At 69.0% G+C, this 18,461-nt stretch carries 18 protein-coding genes; 9 read left to right on the top strand and 9 right to left on the bottom strand.

Annotated features, from left to right (window positions below; genetic code table 11):
- Positions 1-22: 22 nt before the first annotated feature.
- From EV651_RS14690 to EV651_RS14665, 6 genes are all read right to left on the bottom strand, one after another.
- A complete protein-coding gene (locus tag EV651_RS14690; protein ID WP_133785745.1) occupies positions 23-1,306 on the bottom strand; it encodes a hypothetical protein in 1,284 nt (427 codons plus the stop codon).
- A complete protein-coding gene (locus tag EV651_RS14685; protein ID WP_133785744.1) occupies positions 1,303-3,075 on the bottom strand; it encodes an ABC transporter permease subunit in 1,773 nt (590 codons plus the stop codon). The genes EV651_RS14690 and EV651_RS14685 overlap by 4 nt, the downstream gene beginning before the upstream one ends.
- Entirely contained in the window at positions 3,075-4,319 is a 1,245-nt protein-coding gene (locus EV651_RS14680; protein ID WP_133785743.1) for an ABC transporter substrate-binding protein, read from the bottom strand. The genes EV651_RS14685 and EV651_RS14680 overlap by 1 nt, the downstream gene beginning before the upstream one ends.
- Positions 4,309-4,860 (bottom strand): hypothetical protein, encoded by a 552-nt coding sequence (locus EV651_RS14675; RefSeq protein WP_133785742.1) that lies wholly within the window; start codon positions 4,858-4,860, stop codon positions 4,309-4,311. The genes EV651_RS14680 and EV651_RS14675 overlap by 11 nt, the downstream gene beginning before the upstream one ends.
- A gap of 90 nt (positions 4,861-4,950) precedes the next feature.
- The gene (locus EV651_RS14670) at positions 4,951-5,646 is read right to left on the bottom strand and encodes a class I SAM-dependent methyltransferase (RefSeq protein ID WP_133785741.1); all 696 of its coding nucleotides are present in this window, start codon (positions 5,644-5,646) and stop codon (positions 4,951-4,953) included.
- A 4-nt stretch (positions 5,647-5,650) separates the two neighbouring features.
- Positions 5,651-6,850 carry an MFS transporter gene (locus EV651_RS14665; RefSeq protein WP_238156890.1) on the bottom strand — a complete coding sequence of 400 codons (1,200 nt, stop codon included), beginning with the start codon at positions 6,848-6,850 and terminating at the stop codon, positions 5,651-5,653.
- A gap of 163 nt (positions 6,851-7,013) precedes the next feature.
- Here EV651_RS14665 and EV651_RS14660 point away from each other — a divergent pair, with 163 nt between their 5' ends.
- Entirely contained in the window at positions 7,014-8,438 is a 1,425-nt protein-coding gene (locus EV651_RS14660; protein ID WP_133785739.1) for a beta-N-acetylhexosaminidase, read from the top strand.
- A 299-nt stretch (positions 8,439-8,737) separates the two neighbouring features.
- Positions 8,738-10,126, top strand: coding sequence for a wax ester/triacylglycerol synthase family O-acyltransferase (locus EV651_RS14655; RefSeq protein WP_133785738.1), 1,389 nt, complete (start codon positions 8,738-8,740; stop codon positions 10,124-10,126).
- Here EV651_RS14655 and EV651_RS14650 read toward each other — a convergent pair.
- Positions 10,123-10,752: a VOC family protein gene (locus EV651_RS14650; RefSeq protein WP_133785737.1), complete on the bottom strand. Its 630-nt coding sequence runs from the start codon at positions 10,750-10,752 to the stop codon at positions 10,123-10,125. The two genes, EV651_RS14655 and EV651_RS14650, sit on opposite strands and share 4 nt — an antisense overlap.
- 191 nt (positions 10,753-10,943) lie before the next feature.
- On the opposite strand from EV651_RS14650, the gene EV651_RS14645 reads away from it, so the two are divergent.
- Positions 10,944-11,897 (top strand): NAD(P)-dependent oxidoreductase, encoded by a 954-nt coding sequence (locus tag EV651_RS14645; RefSeq protein ID WP_133785736.1) that lies wholly within the window; start codon positions 10,944-10,946, stop codon positions 11,895-11,897.
- Here EV651_RS14645 and EV651_RS14640 read toward each other — a convergent pair.
- Complete coding sequence (locus EV651_RS14640; protein ID WP_133785735.1) at positions 11,890-12,630, bottom strand: hypothetical protein; 741 nt, start codon at positions 12,628-12,630, stop codon at positions 11,890-11,892. The two genes, EV651_RS14645 and EV651_RS14640, sit on opposite strands and share 8 nt — an antisense overlap.
- An 85-nt stretch (positions 12,631-12,715) precedes the next feature.
- Here EV651_RS14640 and EV651_RS14635 point away from each other — a divergent pair, with 85 nt between their 5' ends.
- The 6 genes from EV651_RS14635 to EV651_RS14610 are packed head-to-tail and all read left to right on the top strand — an operon-like array spanning position 12,716 to position 17,171.
- Complete coding sequence (locus tag EV651_RS14635; RefSeq protein WP_133785734.1) at positions 12,716-13,648, top strand: Ppx/GppA phosphatase family protein; 933 nt, start codon at positions 12,716-12,718, stop codon at positions 13,646-13,648.
- Positions 13,649-13,652: 4 nt separating this feature from the next.
- A complete protein-coding gene (locus tag EV651_RS14630; RefSeq protein WP_133785733.1) occupies positions 13,653-14,516 on the top strand; it encodes a sugar phosphate isomerase/epimerase in 864 nt (287 codons plus the stop codon).
- Positions 14,513-15,103, top strand: coding sequence for a TetR family transcriptional regulator (locus EV651_RS14625; RefSeq protein ID WP_133785732.1), 591 nt, complete (start codon positions 14,513-14,515; stop codon positions 15,101-15,103). The genes EV651_RS14630 and EV651_RS14625 overlap by 4 nt, the downstream gene beginning before the upstream one ends.
- Positions 15,103-15,672 carry an HDIG domain-containing metalloprotein gene (locus tag EV651_RS14620; RefSeq protein WP_133785731.1) on the top strand — a complete coding sequence of 190 codons (570 nt, stop codon included), beginning with the start codon at positions 15,103-15,105 and terminating at the stop codon, positions 15,670-15,672. The genes EV651_RS14625 and EV651_RS14620 overlap by 1 nt, the downstream gene beginning before the upstream one ends.
- 42 nt (positions 15,673-15,714) lie before the next feature.
- Positions 15,715-16,437, top strand: coding sequence for an ABC transporter ATP-binding protein (locus EV651_RS14615; protein ID WP_133785730.1), 723 nt, complete (start codon positions 15,715-15,717; stop codon positions 16,435-16,437).
- Entirely contained in the window at positions 16,434-17,171 is a 738-nt protein-coding gene (locus tag EV651_RS14610; RefSeq protein ID WP_133785729.1) for an ABC transporter permease, read from the top strand. The genes EV651_RS14615 and EV651_RS14610 overlap by 4 nt, the downstream gene beginning before the upstream one ends.
- Before the next feature lie 79 nt (positions 17,172-17,250).
- Here the strand turns inward: EV651_RS14610 and EV651_RS14605 are convergent, their stop codons facing one another.
- Positions 17,251-18,288, bottom strand: a complete 1,038-nt coding sequence (locus EV651_RS14605) for a hypothetical protein (RefSeq protein WP_133785728.1) — start codon at positions 18,286-18,288, stop codon at positions 17,251-17,253.
- Positions 18,289-18,461: the final 173 nt, after the last annotated feature.

Below are 18,461 nucleotides of genomic sequence, written 5' to 3'. Positions count from 1 at the left end.
CGACGCCGCGCGACGCGGTCGGTCAGCGGGTGAGGAAGGTGCGGAGGCGTTTCAGCCAGGTGACCGCCGTACGGCGTGGTGGGTCGTCGGCGACGACGGGAAGTTCCGAGGTACGGCGGGCCGCGTCGAGGTACTTGGTGAGGATCTCGCTCTCCGACGTCCGCAGCGCTGCGCTCCGCTCGAGCAGTTCGCGCGCGGTGTCCAGTTCGCCGGCGTGGACGGCCGCGGAGCCGAGGTGCTGCAGGCAGCGGGCGTGACCTTCGCGTTCGTCGATCTCGGCGTACAGGTGGGCGGCGTGCTCCCACCGGCTGCCGGCCTCGTGCTGGTTGCGCCGCATCCACGCGGCCACACCCATGAGCTCCAGCGCATGGGCCTGGCCACTCACGTCGCCGGCTGCTGTCGCACGGGCGAGTGCGGGTCGCAGCTGCTCCAGGGCGCCTTCGTCGTCGTGCTGATACAGGTGCACGACGGCGAGGTTGATGGAGATCGCCACGTCGGCCGCGAGGTCAGGACCGGGGCGGGCGAGTCGTGCGTCGTCGAGCCGGTCGCGGGCGTTCAGGACGGCCTCGTCGCGGTCGTTGCCGGCTGGTGCGCGTTCAGCGCGGGCCAGGTGCAGCAGGGCGCGTTCGACTTGGCGCCTCATCTTCAGTGCAGCCGCCGTACGGCCGTGGGTCGCGATGTTGTCGGAGACGCCCAGCCGGGTGCTGGCGGTGTCCAGGTCACCCAGCATCCGGTACGCCGTTGCCGCCCGAGCCGCTGCGAGCTCGGCGAGACCGCGGCGACCGTTGGCCTCGGCCGTGGCGCTCAGGAGCTCGCTCAGTTCGAGGAGGGCTTCGGGATCGGGACGGCGTACGTACCAGGCCTCGAGCGCGTCGCAGATCCGGGCGAAGTCGTCGACGGCTGCGTTCTGCGGCTTCTCGGTCGCGACCAGGTCGCGGAGCCAGTCCTCGTTGACCGTGAACCACTCGGCGGCGGCCATCCCGCCGGCGTCCGAGCCGAGCGCGATCATCCACTGCTCGGCTTCCTCGGCCGCAGCGTGCAGTTCACTCGCGCCTTGCAGGCGGCGGGTGCGCGCACGCCGGCGGCGTGCACGCAACCGAAGGTAGGAGATGACCACGAGCAGGGCGGCCACGGAGTACCCGACCCACTGCACAATGCCGCGTTGGCCAAGGCTCTGGTTCAGCAGTTGTGAGGTGAGGTCGGTGAGCAAAGCGGATGCGACACCGCCGACGACCAGGGAGAACTCCTGGATCCGCGACTGCTCCTCCGGGGGTTCTTGTGTCGGCTTCGGCTGCTCCTCACTCATGGCCGGCTCCCTGTCGTCAGTCCGCGCACCACGGTCCGCCAGAACGACAGCATGAGAACCACAGGTACCACCGATGCGACTACAGCCGCAGCAGCGACCGGTCCGCTCGACGTGGAGAACTGCCGCGCCTCACCCCACAGCACCAGCGACAACGGCGTCGTACCAGGACCACTGATCAGGAACCCGACGATGAAGTCGTTCCACACCAGCGCGAACTCCAGCACCGCAACAGCAATCAGTGCGGGGCGGTATGTCCGCTGCACAGTCGCCAGTACGGCGCTCTGTCGCGCTGGGCCCTGCAGCGCCTCGGACACGAGCGCTGGTGGTGCAGACGCGAAGGCGGATCTCAGCAGCAGTACGGCGAACGGTAGGCCGGCAGCCGCGTGCACCAATGCCAGTGCGACCCGCGACCCGGCCAAGCCGGCTGTGTCGATCGCATCCCGCAGCGGAGCGGCGTACATCTGCACTGGTGTCACCGCCAGTACGACGAACACGCCCATCGCGATCCGCCCGAGTCGCGTCGGCAGACCGCCCCAGGCGACCAGGTAGGCCGTTGGTACGGCGATCACGAGCAGAACGGCTGTTGCAGCGGCTGCGATCACCAGCGTGGACAGCAGTGCCCGGAACAACCCGACGTTGGCCGCGGCGGCGAACGACGAGAACCCCAGGCCGGACAGCGACCACCACCCGCGGAGACCGGCCTCTCGGGGCGAGTGCAGCGCTGTGGCGACGAGTACGACGGCCGGGAAGATCCACACCAGTGCCACAGCAAGTCCGATGAGCCATCCGAACCGCCGTACCACCCGGCCGGGCTTCGGCCGCCCTACTGACGGATCCGGCCGTACGACGGTCACCGGCATCGCCCACCGCCGTCGGCGCAGTCCGCGGACGCCGATCAGCCCGACCGCCGCGACGATCGCGAACAGCACGACACCGAGCGCCGCCGTACGCCCAGAGTCGCCACCTGTCGTGGTGGCCCGCCACCAGTTCAGCCCCAGTACGTCGGCGGACCGCTGCATGGATCCTGGTACGACGATCAGCACCAGGTCGAACACCCGCACTGCTGCAATCACCAGCGTCAGCGTGACGACACCGGTGACCGGACGCAGCAGCGGGATCTCCAACGCCCGCAGCCGTCTCCAGCCCGTCACGCCTTCAGCTGTGATCGTCCGCGACACGTCGTCCGGTATCGCGTCCAGACCGGCGCGGAAGAGCGACACGACGTACCCGAGCCAGGTCCAGCCGAACGCGGACACCAGCACCAGCCAGAACAGACCAGGACCCAGCCACACCGGGCTGGTGCCGAACAGCCGCGTCCAGACAGCAGTAATCGTCCCCCGCTCCGGTGTCGGGTCGAAGATCAGCCGGAACGTCGCACCGGACACCAGCACCGAGACAGCGAACGGAATGACCAGGGCGGGCTGCAGGAACGTCGTGACCGCTGGGAGCCGATAACTCAGCAGAGCAAGGAAGAACCCGACCACCACGGTCCCGAACGCGACCATGACCCACAACAGACTGTTGCCCACGGCATGCAGCGCGGACGGGTCACTCATCACAGCGAAGTTGCCGAACCCGAACCCGCCCCGCGTCCGGAACGCCGCCACCACGGTCACACCGATCGGCACCAGCAGCACACAGCTCAACAGCAACGCCGGCAGCCCCAGCAGATACGGCCCGGCGGGTCGGCGCGGTTTGCCCTGCACCGGACGGCCGGTGATCTCCCGGCCGACGATCTCGAGCGACAGGCCGTTGGTCTGCAGGCCCATCAGCCCTCCTCCACCTTCCGCAGGTCGGCCATCGCGTCGTCTACCGCATCCTGTACGGCGGTGTCACGACGGCCGACCGCGACCAGGAAGTCGGTCAGCACTCGCCACAGCCCATTGATGTCTCCGATGCGACCGAGCCGGTCCGAGAGGTCGAACTGCAGTTGCTCTCCCGGCCTGGTCAGCTGCTCGGCGAGCCGGGTGAGCTCGGGGGAGTACCCGCTGGTCCGTCCGTCGACCAGGAACCCACCTTCGGCGATCCACGGGTTCGCAGCGGCCGGCGCGGACAACCGGCGTACCAGGTCGCGTGCGTCTTCCGTGGTCGGCTTCGGCAGCACCATCACGTCGCCTCCGACGACTACGGGTGCGGCAGCGCCGGCAGTCATGGGAGGGAACGTGAAAAGCCCTATGTCGCTGGGGTCTGCGGCAAACGAGCGCACCACTGGTTCGGCGAAGTCGGACGCGAGCACCATGGCGGCCTTGCGGTGGCCGAACACCTCCACCAGCGCGTCCGGGAACTGCTGGACGAGTGACTCCTTCACACCGCCGGCAAGAAGGCCAGGCGCCGACCACATGGTGCCCAGCAACCGCAGTGCGGCCCCGAACTGTGGCTGCTGCGAAGGCCGCGGGTCTGTCGCGGTTGCCAGACCCAAGTACACGGACGGCGCGATGCCCAGCAGGACGTTCTCCAGGAAGTCCGTCAGGACCCAGCCGTCACCTGCGGCCAGTGCCAACGGCGTGACGCCCGCCTCTGTCAGCGTCCGGTTCAGCGTCAGCCACTCGCTCCACAGCCGCGGCGGCTGTACGCCGACCTGCCGGAACACCGAGGGGCGGTACCAGACCGCCGACTTGTGCGCTGTCTTGAACGGCACGCCGTACGTCGTTCCTTCATGAACCAGGAGCTCTTTCCAGAGGCGGGCCCGGCCGAGTGGTGCGATGTCGTCGGGGATCGGCTCCAGGTCAGCGAGATGGCGCGGGACCAGACCCGGCTGCGGCAGCATGACGATGTCCGGTCTGCGGGTGGAGCGGGCGCCGAAGGCGGTGGAGATGTCGTCGCCGAGCGGTACGACCTCGACCGGGTAACTCAGGTCCAGGCCGTCCAGGACCTTGTGGAACACGCGCAGTTCCTCGCCGCTCCAGCTGACGGCCACGCGGACCGCACGCCGCAGTCCCAGTACGTCACTCGAGCACCCGGCAAGCAGAAGTGTTGCTGCGGTCCCCAGGAACGCTCTGCGGCTACTCAGCATCGACGAACCCCGTCGTACGTGTCGCGCTGGTCGTGATGAGCAGCAGCGCGGCTGAAGCGAGGTCGGGGTTGGGACGGAGCGACAGGAGCGATCCCCAGGTAGGCAGGCCATTGGCGTCCTCCAGCACGATCGCCTGCGGGTACGCGCCGAGTGCACGAGCCACTCCGGCCAGGCGGCGACGGCCTGCCGTGATCTCGTACGGGTAGCGGTCCAGCACGTCTTCCAGCCCACAGCCGATCGCCTTGACCACACTCGCTTCTCGCGCGGCCTGTCTGGTGATCGCCTGCGACGTGCGGTGCCCGTGCATCACGTTGCCGAGCACAGTGAGGTGGGGGAGCAGGCCGCCTTCCGCAGGTACCAGCCGGACGGTTCCGCCGGCCAGCACCAGCGCACCCGGCGGTGGATCGTCCAGTCCGGTCACGATGTCGGCCAGCCTGCGGCGGTCGGCTGCCTGAGGCACCACCACCGCACGCTGCTCACCTACGTCGATCCGGAGCCGCCCCGGCAGCCCCGGCACGTGATCGAGCAGCAGTCCGTCCATCCGCGGCTGGCGCCTCCCCAGGAATGCCCCGTCAAGTGGTGCGTCAACCCTATGAGGACCGGAGGTCCGTCCGCAGACCACAGAGTGTCGTCAGAAGGTCCTGCTCCACAAGTTGATCGCGTAGTCGACCTCTATTCCTTGGTGCGAGGCCAAGATCCGCTTGGAGTCCTCAGGCGTGAACTCGATCTTCACGACCGCCTCGAGATCGGCGCGGCTCTCGAACCGCCAGCCCATGTCCAGCGGCGTCCGGTGCCAGCCGCGATCGGTCCAGAACCGTTCCACCACAGGCGCCTTGATCTTCGGGTACGACGTACTGAACCACTCACCGAACGTCGACCGGCTCCCGTCGTTGTCGATCACGAACGCGGTCCCGCCGCGGCGCATCACCCGGTCCAGTTCGGCCAGCCCGGGCTCGCACCCCGGCCCGAAGAAGTACGCCCAGCGCGCGTGCATCACGTCGATCGACGCGTCCGGTACCGGCAGGCGTTGCGCCGTGCCCTGCCGTACGTCGACGTTCGGCAACGCCTGGGTACGTCGACGAGCCGCGTCCGCCAGTGCTCCGTGCGGCTCGACGCCGATCACCTGTGCGGCCGTCGCGGCGAACGTCGGCAGGTGGAACCCGGTGCCGCAGCCGATGTCGAGGACCGTCGCGCCGGCCCAGTCGCGAATCGCCCGCATCGCCGGCTCGATCACGCCGTTCGGATCGACCGCCCGGTTCTCGACCTCGTACACCTTCGGGTGGTGCCAGATGTTCGGACTCGGGATCCCGCCCTCCGCGATGCTCACATCGCTAGACCCTAGCCACTGCCTGTTTGGTGGTGGCAGCGAGCAGGGCGGCCGGAATGAGGAGGATGCCGCAGAAGACGGCCAGCCAGTGGAAGCCGAGGTACGCGAGGACCGGCCCGGCAGCTGTGCCCGCAAGGGAAGCCAGGGCGCCCATCGTCAGGTCCGACAGGCCCTGCGCCGACGTACGGATGCTGTCCGGCACGGACCGCGACAGCAGCGTGGACCCGGCCACCAGACAGGCGGACCAACCGAGGCCCAGGGTGAACAGCGCCAGCCCGGTCAGCGCGTGCGCGTCGTCCGGCGCGACAGCGGCCAGTGTCATCGCGATCGCGAGGATGCCGAGGCCGATGCCGATCGTGGGGATCCGGCCGAGCCGATCGGCCAGCCACCCGGTCAGCGGGGACAGGGCGTACATACCGGCCACATGCCCGCTGATGACGAAACCGACGATCGTCAGTGAGGCGCCGTGGTGGCGCAGGTGGACCGAGGTCATCGACATCACGCCGACCATCACCGCGTGCGCCGTCGCGATCGCGAGCAGGCCGAGACGCGCGTGCGGGATGCGGATGACCTGGCGGAACGTCTCGGCCAGCGGCTGGCGCTCCACTTTGCCGGGCCGTACCTGGCTGCGCATGCCGACCCACACCGTGGCCGCGCTGAGGCCGAAGGCGACGACAGAGAACACATACGGACCCGCCAAGGCCAGGATTCCGAGTGACGTGCCGACCGAGCCGCCGACGCCGGTCAGGTTCGGTCCGACGATCACACCGATCGTGGTGGCCCAGACGACCAGCCCGAGCGAACGGGCGATGCGGCTGGGCTCTGCGGCGTCTGTGGCGGCGTACCGCGACTGGAGGTTGGAGGCCGAGCCGCTGCCGAATAGACACCCTGCGGCCAGCAGTAGCGCCAGTGAGCCGATCTGCGCGGCGAGGATCGTCAGCGCAGCGCCAAGGAAGGCGATCGAGTAGCCGACGCTCAACGAGACCCGTCGACCGTGTGAGCGAGCCAGACCGGCCAGCGGTACGGCGAGAACGGCAGCGCCCAACGTGGTCGACGTGGCGACCAGCCCGGCCATGGACGTGGAGCCGGACACGTTCTCCGCGAGCAGTGCCGCGACGGCGAATCCGCTCGCCGTTGCGACCCCTCCGAGCGCGTTGCTCGCCACCAGAACCCGCAGGGTCGTCCGCTGCCGCTCGCTTGTCACGGGCAAACCCTCTCATGAACCTGACGCAGAAGCAGCTCCGTTCTGGATGCTCGCGACTGCTCTCCGCCACCGACTTCCACGCACTTCCGCACGCTGCGAGGGTGTCTGAGGACCCTCTATAGGATCGTTCTGACATATCTCACCGCGCCTCTGGAGACTCCGGATGTCCGACATCGCGATCGTCCCTGCCCCGCGACAACTCACCGTCGACGAAGGCCGGTGGATCACCGCCGATCCGGTCGCCGACGCCGTCCGGGACGTGGTCGAGAACCTCGACCCGAACGAGTACCGCATCGACATCAGTGCGGACGGCGCCCGGCTCACGGCCGGCTCCGAGGACGCGCTCCGGCACGCGGAGACGACGTACGCCCAGCTGGTCGAGTCGGCGGAGCCGGCCGCGGACGGGAAGGTCGCCGTACCGCTGGCGCACGTCGAGGACGCGCCGCGGTTCGGCTGGCGCGGGATGATGCTCGACGTCGCGCGGCACTTCATGCCGAAGGAGTTCGTCCTCAGGATCATCGACGTGCTCGCACTGCACCGGCTGAACGTGCTGCACTTCCACCTCACCGACGACCAGGGCTGGCGGGTCGAGATCGAGGCGTACCCGCGGCTCACCGAGGTCGGCGCGTGGCGGGCCGAGACCATGGTCGGCAAGATGTCGCACGGCCAGCAGGAGTTCGAGTACGACGGCACGCCGCACGGCGGGTTCTACGCCAAGGACGACCTGCGTGAGATCGTCGCGTACGCCGCGGACCGCGGGATCACCGTCGTACCCGAGATCGACCTGCCGGGGCACATGCAGGCCGCGATCGCGGCGTACCCGGAGCTCGGGAACCACCCGGACCGGCAGTTGACGGTCCGGCAGTACTGGGGCATCAGCGACGACGTGCTGAACGTGAACGACGCGACCGTCGAGTTCGTGAAGACCGTGCTGCGTGAGGTGCTGGAGATCTTCCCGTCGCCGTACATCCACCTGGGTGGCGACGAGTGCCCGTCGGTGCAGTGGGCCGAGTCGGAGGCGGCGCAGAAGCGGCAGGCAGAGCTCGGGCTGGACGAACCGGGACAGTTGCAGGGCTGGTTCACGGCGCAGGTCGCGGAAGTGCTGGCCGAGGAAGGGCGCCGGCTGGTCGGCTGGGACGAGATGGTCGAGACCGACTGCCCGAAGGACGCGGTCATCATGGCGTGGCGGAGTGCGCAGCGCGGCGAGGTCGCGGCGAAGGCGGGGCACGAGGTCGTGATGGCGCCGTGTGAGTCGGTGTACTTCGACTACTACCAGGGCGACCCCGCGACCGAGCCGCTCGCCATCGGCGGGAACATCCCGCTGGAGAAGGTGTACGACTTCGAGGTGATCCCGGCGGGGCTGTCCGACCAGGAGAAGGCGTTGATCGTCGGGACCCAGTGCCAGATCTGGACCGAGTACATGGAAGGCCCGGAGCAGGTCGGCTACATGCTCCTGCCGCGCCTGTCCGCCTTCGCCGAACGCGCCTGGGGCTCCCCGAAGGTCTCGTACGACGAGTTCATCGGCCGCCTCCGCCCCCACCTCACCCGAATCGAGGCCCTAGGCCTCAACTACCGCCCCCTCGACTGACCCGCCCCACCACCGCCCCGTCCCGCACTCGTCGCCCCGCCCCGCCCCGCGCACGTCACCCCGCCCCGCCCCGCGCATGTCACCCCGCCGCGCACTTTGGTGGGTTGACGTCCGAGATGCAGGGTTTGCGTCCGGGATCTCGGACGCAAACCCGGCCTCTGGTGGGTGGACCCACCAGAGGCCGGGATAGCTGATGGGGTAACAAAATCTCGGTTAGTCCTGTTAGCAGGGGTAGACGGCCCTGGTGGACCTGACGAAGGATGAATTGCCAGGAGGCGGGTCGGGAAGCGGAGGCGCGCATGAGCGTGGTGGGGCCGCTGGATGCGATGTTTCTGGGTGGGGAGTCGCGGGAGCAGCCGATGCATGTCGGTGGGCTGATGCTGTTCGAGCTCCCGGAAGGGGCCGGCCGGGATCATGTGTTCCCGGAGTCGTCGCGGGACTTCGTGTCGCGGCTGTACCACGAGATGGTCGCGGCGCCGGAGGTGAATCCGCTGTTCGCGCGCCGGGTGCGGAACCGGCCGGTGGACCTCGGCTACTGGTCCTGGGAACAGGACGACCAGATCGACCTGGAGTACCACGTCCGCCTGTCCGCGCTGCCCCGTCCCGGCCGGTACCGCGAACTGTTCGAGCTCACCAGCCGCCTGCACGGGACGCTGCTCGACCGGCACCGCCCGCTGTGGGAGATGCACCTGATCGAGGGCGTCGAGGGCCGCCGGTTCGCGCTCTACAGCAAGATCCACCACTCGATGATCGACGGCGTCAGCGCGCTGCGCTGGATGCAGGACACCCTCACCACCGACCCGACCCGCACCGGGATGCCGGCCACGTACGCGCTGCCGCCGAAGACCGCCGCGCCGCGGCCGGAGACCCGGTTGCTGCAGACGATCGCCAAGGTGCCTGGTGACGCGGTGAAGACGGCCGCCGGGCTGGCCGGTCTCCCGCTGGCCGGTGTGAAGAGCCTGCTGCACTCGGCGATGCCGTTCCAGGCGCCGCGGACGATCTTCAACCAGCCGATCACCGGCGCACGGCGGTTCGCGGCGCAGTCGTGGCCGATCGAACGGCTGGAGAAGGTCCGGGCGATCACCGGCGCGACGCTGAACGACGTACTGCTGGCCATGTGTTCAGGGGCCTTGCGCAACTATCTGCTCGAGCTGGACGCGTTGCCGGACAAGGCGCTGACCGCGATGGTGCCGGTCTCTTTACGTACGTCGGACGACGCGCCCGGAGGCGGGAACTCGCTTGCCACGCTGATCGCGGACCTGGCCACCGACCAGGCCGATCCCGAGCGCCGGATCCGCCGGATCATGGCGTCGACCGCGCACGGAAAACGCGTTCTGTCCGACCTCAGCCCGCTGCAGAACCTCATCGTCGGCGCACTCGGCTTCGGCGTCGCCGGCCCCGCCGCGGTCCTACCGGGCGTCGCCGGTCGTACGACACCGCCGTACAACGTGGTCATCTCGAACGTGCCCGGCCCGGCCGACAGCCCGCTGTACTGGAACCGCTCGCGCCTGCTCGGTATGTACCCCGCGAGCATCGTCCTCAACGGCCAGGCGCTGAACATCAGCGTCACCAGCTACGCCCACGAACTCCACTTCGGCCTGATCGGCTGCCGCCGCACCGTCCCGCACCTGCAACGCATGCTCGCTCACCTCGAGACGTCCCTGACGGAGCTCGAGAAGATCCACTAGAGCCGGACGGTGCCGTTCGGGGTTTCGAAGACGGCGGAGACCAGGCCGGGCTGGCCGTTGGGGCGCCAGTCGACGTCGAGGTCGTCGAGGAGGTGGTCGGCCGGGTGGCCGATCCAGTCGGTGACGCGGGCGGGGTCGCCGGCGATCTCGAGGGCGCTGAGTTTGATGCCCTTGCCGCCGATCGACGGGTGCTGACCGAGGTCGTCCCAGTGCACGAAGAACGGCAGTTGCGGGTCGGCGATCAGGCCCTTCACGCCGATCTGCCGCCAGGTCACGTTGACCCCGTCGGGCCGGTGCCGGTTGCCCGGGACCGCCTCCCGTCCGAGGCGCTTCTCCATCCGCTCCATGTCGCGGACCGCCACCACCCAGCCCAGCCAGCCGCCGCCGAGCTCCTTGCGGGCCCGGACCGCCTGACCGAACGGCGCCTTGTCCGACGCCGGATGGTCGAGCACGTCGACGACCTCGATGTACCGATCGTTCTCCAGAGGGAGGATCTGGTTCACCGTGCCGAACCGCGGATGCACCCCGCCGTCGACGAACTCGGCCCCGAGGGCCGCCGACAACCGCTCGACGGTCGCCCGGCACCCATCGGGCCCGCACGCGTACGACAGATGATCCAGACGCATGCCTGTCATTCTTACGCCCTCCACCGACACTCGCGGCCCCCGGGGTGTGTCGGACCCAGGGCACGCCTCCCGATCCCACGCCTACTGCGGGGCACTCGGCACGGCACCTCGCCCCCGCACGCCGATGCACCGCACCGAGCACCTCCTCGCGACGGCGTGGGATCGGGAGGCGTGCCCTACTGTGAGGTGCCATGCGCACAGTAGTCATCGGCGGTACCGGTCACATCGGAACCTATCTCGTCCCGCGGCTGATCCGGCTCGGGCACGACGTCACGGTGCTGAGTCGCGGCGAGCGTACGCCGTACCACTCGGACGGCACCTGGAAGGACGTGGAGTTCGTCCAGGTCGACCGGGCCGCGGAGGATGCCGCGGGGACGTTCGGCCGACGGGTCGCGGACCTGAGCCCGGATGTCGTCATCGACCTGATCTGTTTCACCGAGGACAGTGCCCGGCAGCTCACGGAGGCGGTCGAAGGGAAGATCCAGCACCTGCTGCACTGCGGCACGATCTGGGTCCACGGACCGAGCGTGAGCGTCCCGACCCGCGAGGACGCGCCGCGCAAGCCGTTCGGCGACTACGGCACGCAGAAGGCCGCGATCGAGGCTTACCTGCTCGCCAAGGCCCGCCGCGACGGCTTCCCGGTCACGATCGTCCACCCCGGTCACATCTGCGGCCCTGGCTGGACGCCGGTGAACCCGGCCGGCAACTTCGACCTCGCCGTCTACGAGAAGCTCGCCCAAGGGCAGGACGTCCTGCTGCCGAACCTCGGCCTGGAGACGCTCAACCCGGTCCACGCCGACGATGTCGCGGGCGTGTTCCTGGCCGCGATCGCGAGTCGCTCGACCGCGATCGGCGAGAGCTTCCACGCGGTGGCGGGTGACGCGATCACCCTGCGCGGGTACGCCCACGAGGTCGCCGACTGGTTCGGCCAGCCGGCGCAGCTGGGCTTCCTCCCGATCGGCCAGCTGCAGCAACGGTTGTCCAAGCAGGACGCGGGCGCCACCCGGGACCACATCGAGCACAGCCCCCACTGCTCGATGGAGAAGGCCGCCAGGCTGCTCGACTTCCGTCCGCGCTACTCCGCGTTCGAGGCAGCCCTTTCCGGCATCAGCTGGCTCGTCGACAACGGCAAGATCGCTACTTAGAGGCGGGATGCGGTAGCAAGGGCCGCGCGGCCTCCAGGCGCTGACGGCACAGATCGACGAGTACGTCGTACGCCTTGGGACCCATCAGCGTCTGCAGCTCGACCTTGCTGGACTCGAACACCGGCTCGACCGCAATGTGTGCCTCGGTGTTGCCCGTGCAGTACCAGTCGAGGTCGTGCCCGCCCGGTCCCCAGCCGCGCCGGTCGTACTCGCCGATGCCGACCTCGGTGTACGTCGTCCCGTCCGGCCGCTCCACCTCGCGGAAGGTCCGCCGGATCGGCAGCTGCCAGCACACGTCCGGCTTGGTCTCGACGAAATGTATGCCGCGCTTCAACGCCAGCCCGTGCAGCGCGCAGCCGGCGCCGCCCTCGAACCCCGGCCGGTTCAGGAAGATGCAGGCACCCTCCCAGACCCGGGTCTTGCGCTCGCCCTCGTCGTCGGTCTCGACCCAGCCGTTGGTCCGGCCTTCCTTGCGGAACTGCCAGTCGTCCTTGCCGAGCTCCTTGACGTACTTCTTGACCCGCTTCTCGTCGTCGGCGTCGGAGAAGTGCGCGCCGAGGGTGCAGCAGCCGTCGTTCGGACGGCCCTTGTAGATCCCCTGGCAGCCACCGCCGAAGATGCAGGACCAGTTGGAGGTCAGCCAGGTCAGGTCGCAGCGGAAGACCTGGTCGGGGTCGGCGGGATCGGTGAACTCGACCCAGTCACGGGGGAAATCGAGAGAAACCTCAGGCACCTGGAAAGCCTACGCGCACTACCTGCCCATCCGTGAACGCCGACGCCAGAACACCGATTATCCGGTTGTCCAGTAGCGTGAGGGTATGCGGCTCGGCGTACTCGACGTGGGATCCAACACCGTCCATCTGCTCGTGGTGGACGCGCATCGCGGTGCCGCGCCGCTGCCGGCGTACTCGCACAAGATCGAGCTCCGGCTGGCCGAGCACCTGGACAAGGACGGCAAGATCGACCAGTCCGGTGCCGACGGGCTGGTCGCGTTCACCAAGCAGGCGGTCGAGCTGGCCGAGGACAAGGGCTGCGAGTCGGTGCTCGCGTTCGCCACCTCGGCGCTCCGCGAGGCGCCGAACGGCGAGAAGGTGCTGGGCCGGGTCCGCAACGAGACCGGCGTGGACCTCGAGGTGCTGAGCGGCGACGACGAGGCCCGGCTGACCTTCCTGGCGGTACGGCGGTGGTTCGGCTGGTCGTCCGGGCGCCTGGCGGTGTTCGACATCGGCGGCGGCTCGCTGGAGATCGCGGCCGGGTCGGACGAGCAGCCGACCGTGGCGGAGTCGGTCCAGCTCGGCGCCGGCCGGCTGACCCGCGAGGGGCTGACCACGGACCCGCCGGCCAAGGACGAGGTCCGGGCGCTGCGTCGCCGGATCCGGATGGAGCTGGCCGCGGTGGCCGGTCCGGTCCTGCGGGCCGGTAAGCCGCAGCGTTCGGTTGCCACCAGCAAGACTTTCCGTTCGCTGGCCCGGATCACCGGCGCGGCCCCGTCCGCCGACGGACCGTACGTGCCGCGCACGCTGAACCGGGACGACCTGAACGAGTGGATCCCGAAGCTGACCAAGATGTCGGCCGCCGAGCGGGCCGCCCTGCCCGGGGTCTCGGCCGGTCGCGCGTCGCAGCTGACCGCCGGCGCGCTGGTCGCCGACGCCGTGATGGACCTCTTCGACCTGCCCGCGCTCGAGGTCTGCCCGTGGGCCCTGCGTGAAGGCGTCATCCTGTCCCGGCTCGACCAGCTGCAACCTCGGTGAACGAATGAACCCCCGTACGACCGCCAAGATCGGCCTGTCCACCGCCTCGGTGTATCCGGAATCCACCGCGAGCGGCTTCGAGCTGGCTTCCCGGCTCGGGTACGACGGTGTCGAGGTGATGATCGGCATCGATCCGCTGAGCACCCAGATCGACGCGATCCAGCGGCTGATCGATTACCACCAGCTGCCGGTGCTCGCGATCCACGCCCCGACCCTGCTGATCATGCAGCGCGTCTGGGGGACCGATCCGTGGAGCAAGCTCGAGCGCAGCGCCGAGGCCGCGAAGGAGCTCGGTGCCGACGTGGTCGTCGTACACCCGCCGTTCCGCTGGCAGCGGGACTACGCGCGCGGCTTCGTCGAGGGGATCGCCCGGCTGGAGGCCGAGACGGGCGTGACGCTCGCGGTGGAGAACATGTACCCGTGGCGCGCGCCCGGCCGCGACCTGCAGGCGTACGCGCCGAGCTGGGACCCGACCGAGCAGGAGTACGCGCACACCACCCTCGACCTGTCGCACGCGTCGACCGCCGAGCAGGACTGCGTCGAGCTGGCCGCGACGATGGGCAAGAGTCTGACCCACGTACATCTGACCGACGGCACCGGCTCCGCGAAGGACGAGCACCTGGTCCCGGGACGCGGCACGCAACGCGCCGCGGACCTGCTGGGCGTCCTCGCACAGCAGGACTTCCGCGGCCACATCATCATCGAGATCAACACCCGCCGCGCGACCAGCCGCTCCGAGCGCGAGGTCGACCTGGTCGAGTCTCTCGAGTTCACCCGCAAGCACTTCGTCCGACCTGGAGCCTCCCGGTCGCGTCGTACGTCGTTCGCCGTCACCCCGGAAGGTGAGATCTCGGAGCTGACTCCGTGACAGCTACCGGTCGTACGCCGGGACGCCGCCCAGGGGGACCGGATACCCGGGGCGAGATCGTGCAGGCTGCCCGGGAATCCTTTGCGGACAAGGGGTTCGCGGCCACCTCGATCCGCGCCGTCGCACGCCAGGCCGGTGTCGACGCGGCCCTCGTGCACCACTACTTCGACAGCAAGGACGAGCTGTTCATCGAGGCGATGGCGATCCCGATCGACCCGCGCCTGATCGCCGCGCAGATCCTCGACGGACCCTTGGAAGAGATCGGGCGTCGGATCGCCACCGCCTTTCTCGGTGTCTGGGAGTCGCCGGACGGCCAGCAGCGGATGAAAGCGCTGTTCCGCAGCGTCGTCACCAGCGACGAGGTGGCGCGGATGATGCGCGAAGGCATCACCAAGATGATCATCCAGCCCATCTCGCAGGTGCTCGACGTACCCGACGCGCGACTGCGGGTCGGCCTGGTCGCCACCCAACTGGTCGGCGCCGCGATCGTCCGGTACCTGGTCGGGCTCGAACCGATCGCGTCCATCGACATCGAGACCTTGATCGACCGGTTGGCGCCGGTTCTCCAGCTGCATCTGACCGGTTGATGGAGATCCCGACCGACGACGAGATCCGCGCGCTCCACCGCGAGTACGCGCCGAGTCGCGACGCGTTCGAGCTCGTCCATGAGCACTGTCGGCTGGTGTGCTCGATTGCCGAACAGTTCTTCGCCGGCGTCGACATCGACACCGACCTGGTGCGTGCGGGCGCGCTGCTCCACGACATCGGGGTTTATCGCCTGGAGTCGACGGCGTACGTGCGGCACGGCGTACTGGGGCACGAACTGCTCGCGTCTCTCGGCTTCCCGATCGAGCTCTGCCGGTTCGCGTCGTGTCACACCGGCGTCGGGATCACGCGCGACGACGTGCTGCGTCAGGCGTTGCCCATCCCGGTGGACGACTACCTCCCACGGACGCCGGAGGAGGAACTGGTCCTGTACGCCGACAAGTTCCACAGCAAGCGTCGCCCACCGGTGTTCCTCACCGGCACCACGTTCGCCGCCGAGATCAGCCGGTTCGGCACGGACAAGGTGGAGCGCTTCGCCGCCCTGCGCGAAAGGTACGGCGACCCGTCGCTGACCGCGCTGAGCGAGAACACGGGCTACCCCGTCGTCTGACGACCTGTTGCCACGGAACGTCGTACGCGCTAAATTCATCATATGATGAAAAACGCGGTGAGCTGCCGTGACGTCGTCGTGGTCCGGGGTGACCGGGAGGTCGTGCGCGGGGTCGGGTTCGACCTCCGGGGCGGATCGGTGACCGGGCTGCTCGGGCCGTCCGGCTGCGGCAAGACGACGCTGATCCGCGCGATCGTCGGCCTGCAGGCGCGGGTGACCGGCGATATCTCGGTCCTCGGGCTGCCGGCCGGTGCGCCGAAGCTGCGCGGACGGATCGGCTACGTGACGCAGGAGCCGAGTGTGTACGGCGATCTGACCGTCACCGAGAACCTGCGTTTCTTCGCGGCCGTCCTCGGGGTCCCGTCGTCCGACGTGGAACGGGTCGTCGAGGTGGTCGATCTGACCAGTCACGCCGACGTCCGCGTCGATCAGCTCTCAGGTGGACAGGCGTCCAGGGCATCCCTGGCGGCGGCGCTGCTCGGAAGCCCGGAACTCCTCGTGCTGGACGAGCCGACGGTCGGGCTGGACCCCGTCCTCCGCCGCGATCTCTGGAACCTCTTCCACCAGCTCGCCGACGCCGGCGCGACCCTGCTCGTGTCGAGTCACGTCATGGACGAGGCTTCGCGCTGCGATCGTCTCCTGCTGATGCGCGACGGTGAACTGCTCGCCGACGAGACGCCCCAGGACCTGCTCCTGTCGGCGGGGACCAACGACATCGAGCAGGCGTTCCTCACCCTGATCGAGCGAAAGGCCGGTGCGCGATGACACTGCGAGTGACGTTTGCCGTAGCCGCCCGGGTGCTGGCCCAGCTGCGGCGGGACCACCGGACGGTGGCGATGCTGATCGTGCTGCCGGCGCTGCTGGTCAGCCTGATGTGGTGGATGTTCACCGATTCCCCGATGGTCTTCGACCGGATCGGCGGCCCGCTGCTCGCGGTGTTCCCGTCGATCATCATGTTCGTCGTCACGTCGGTCGCGACGCTGCGCGAGCGGTCGAGCGGAACGCTGTCGCGGCTGTTCACGATGCCGATGGGCAAGCTGGACTTCCTGCTCGGGTACGCGCTCGCGTTCGCACTGGTCGCCGTCGTCCAGGCGCTCGCCGTGGTCTCGATCGCCTTGTACCTCTTGGATCTGGACATCCAGGGCGCCGCCTGGCAACTCGGCGTGGTCGCGGTCCTCGACGGCGTGCTCGGTACGGCGCTGGGCCTGTTCGCGAGCGCGTTCGCGGCGACCGAGTTCCAGGCCGTCCAGATGATGCCGGCCGTGATGATCCCGCAGATTCTGCTGTGCGGGCTCCTGGTCCCGCGCGATCAACTACCCACAGTCCTGCACGCGATCAGCGACGTACTGCCGTTGTCGTACGCCGTGGACGCCGTCCTAGGAGTTGCCAAGGGCAACGGCTTCACCACCGGCACAGGCGGCGACACCCTGGTCGTCCTTGGCTTCATCCTCGCCGCCCTCGGCCTAGGCGCAGCCACCCTCAAACGCCGTACTGCCTGAGAAATCCGGCGCGCGCCGCGCCGGGCGCGCGCCGGCCCAGCCGTCAACGACGCAGCCGTTTGGTTGATAATGACCGTCGTTACTGGAAGACCTTGACGACCTTTCCGGCCCGGTCGTACGCCGCGACCTTCGGCTGGTCCTTCAGCTTGTACACGGACTTGGTCTTCCAGGTGAAGGCGAACCAGCCGCCTTCGCCGACCGGGACCTGGTAGACCGGTCCCTTCCCGATCCGCAGCCGGACCGTGACCGCGGCCTTGGAGGAGACCCGGCCCCAGCCGGTCATCGAGTACTCCGTGCAGGTACCCGCCGTACAGCCCCCGCCCCCGCCGCCGGCCACGTACATGTCGGCACGGGACGACTTGTCCGCCGGGTTGAGCACCGGGTCGTCACCGCTGAGGCTGGTGAGCGTCGTGAACGTCGCGCTCCCCGCGAACTCGCCCCCCATGGCCTTGTCCCGGAGCAGTTCGCACTGCATGACCTTGTGTCCCGTGGGGGAGATCGCGACCAATTGGGCCTGTCCGAGCGCCTTCGACTCGTCCGAGGCCACGACCTGCCAGCCCGTCACGTCGACCCAGGCCAGCACGGAACAGTTCCGCAGCTTGTCCGCGGTGCTCTTCGGGAGCGGGTTCCTCGCCGCCGCCGCGACCAGCTCCGCCGACGGCTTGTCGCCACCGGGGATGAGGCAGGTGATGCCGCTCGCGCCCTCCTTGAACTGGTACATCGCCATATGTCCCGACCTCGCCGTACCCGTGCCCGCGAGCTTTCGGGTCTCCTTCGGGTTCCGCAGGGAACAGCGGCGCTCAGCCTCCGCGCGCGTGATCCGCTGGTCCGCGGACGCCTCGCCGCGCGGGATACCCGGTACGGGGCCGAACTGCGAGTTCGCGGTCTGGTCGCCCGCAACACCGGGCTGGTTGCCGGCCGAACTCAGGTTGGGCAGCAGGCTCGCGCCGAGTGCGATCACCGCGACACCGGCGACCGCCCCGCCCGCGCCGATCAGTTTCCGGCGCCGCCTTCCGCGGCGGCCGCGCTCCAGCACCCGGGTCGTGTCCAGCGGATCCATCCCCTCCGACTCGGCGAGTCGGTGGAGTTCGGCGCTGATCTGTTCTACGTCTTCCATCTCGTTCTCCTTCACAGCGCCTGGCACGCCCGCCGCTGGTCGATGGCTCGTCGGAGAGTGTCGAGACCACGTGCCGCCTGGATGCCCCTATGTTTGTCAAGTGGTCATGCGGCTGCTTGCAGTTGGTGTTCGGCGTTGCCGGGGACTGGTCGCAGGAGTGGGTAGATCTCGCG

Origin of the sequence: Kribbella sp. VKM Ac-2571, from assembly GCF_004362255.1 — a bacterium.
GTDB lineage: Bacteria > Actinomycetota > Actinomycetes > Propionibacteriales > Kribbellaceae > Kribbella > Kribbella pratensis.
Note: the sequence above shows the minus strand (reverse complement) of the source record. Positions and strands in the feature narration are given on the sequence as shown.

Coding starts and splice junctions, on each gene's coding strand:
- EV651_RS14650 (WP_133785737.1), bottom strand. CDS start 10,752: ATGCGTCTGGATCATCTGTCGTACGCGTGCGGGCCCGATGGGTGCCGG.
- EV651_RS14675 (WP_133785742.1), bottom strand. CDS start 4,860: ATGGACGGACTGCTGCTCGATCACGTGCCGGGGCTGCCGGGGCGGCTC.
- EV651_RS14630 (WP_133785733.1), top strand. CDS start 13,653: ATGAACCCCCGTACGACCGCCAAGATCGGCCTGTCCACCGCCTCGGTG.
- EV651_RS14655 (WP_133785738.1), top strand. CDS start 8,738: ATGAGCGTGGTGGGGCCGCTGGATGCGATGTTTCTGGGTGGGGAGTCG.
- EV651_RS14685 (WP_133785744.1), bottom strand. CDS start 3,075: ATGGGCCTGCAGACCAACGGCCTGTCGCTCGAGATCGTCGGCCGGGAG.
- EV651_RS14635 (WP_133785734.1), top strand. CDS start 12,716: ATGCGGCTCGGCGTACTCGACGTGGGATCCAACACCGTCCATCTGCTC.
- EV651_RS14660 (WP_133785739.1), top strand. CDS start 7,014: ATGTCCGACATCGCGATCGTCCCTGCCCCGCGACAACTCACCGTCGAC.
- EV651_RS14615 (WP_133785730.1), top strand. CDS start 15,715: ATGATGAAAAACGCGGTGAGCTGCCGTGACGTCGTCGTGGTCCGGGGT.
- EV651_RS14680 (WP_133785743.1), bottom strand. CDS start 4,319: ATGCTGAGTAGCCGCAGAGCGTTCCTGGGGACCGCAGCAACACTTCTG.
- EV651_RS14610 (WP_133785729.1), top strand. CDS start 16,434: ATGACACTGCGAGTGACGTTTGCCGTAGCCGCCCGGGTGCTGGCCCAG.
- EV651_RS14605 (WP_133785728.1), bottom strand. CDS start 18,288: ATGGAAGACGTAGAACAGATCAGCGCCGAACTCCACCGACTCGCCGAG.
- EV651_RS14645 (WP_133785736.1), top strand. CDS start 10,944: ATGCGCACAGTAGTCATCGGCGGTACCGGTCACATCGGAACCTATCTC.
- EV651_RS14690 (WP_133785745.1), bottom strand. CDS start 1,306: ATGAGTGAGGAGCAGCCGAAGCCGACACAAGAACCCCCGGAGGAGCAG.
- EV651_RS14620 (WP_133785731.1), top strand. CDS start 15,103: ATGGAGATCCCGACCGACGACGAGATCCGCGCGCTCCACCGCGAGTAC.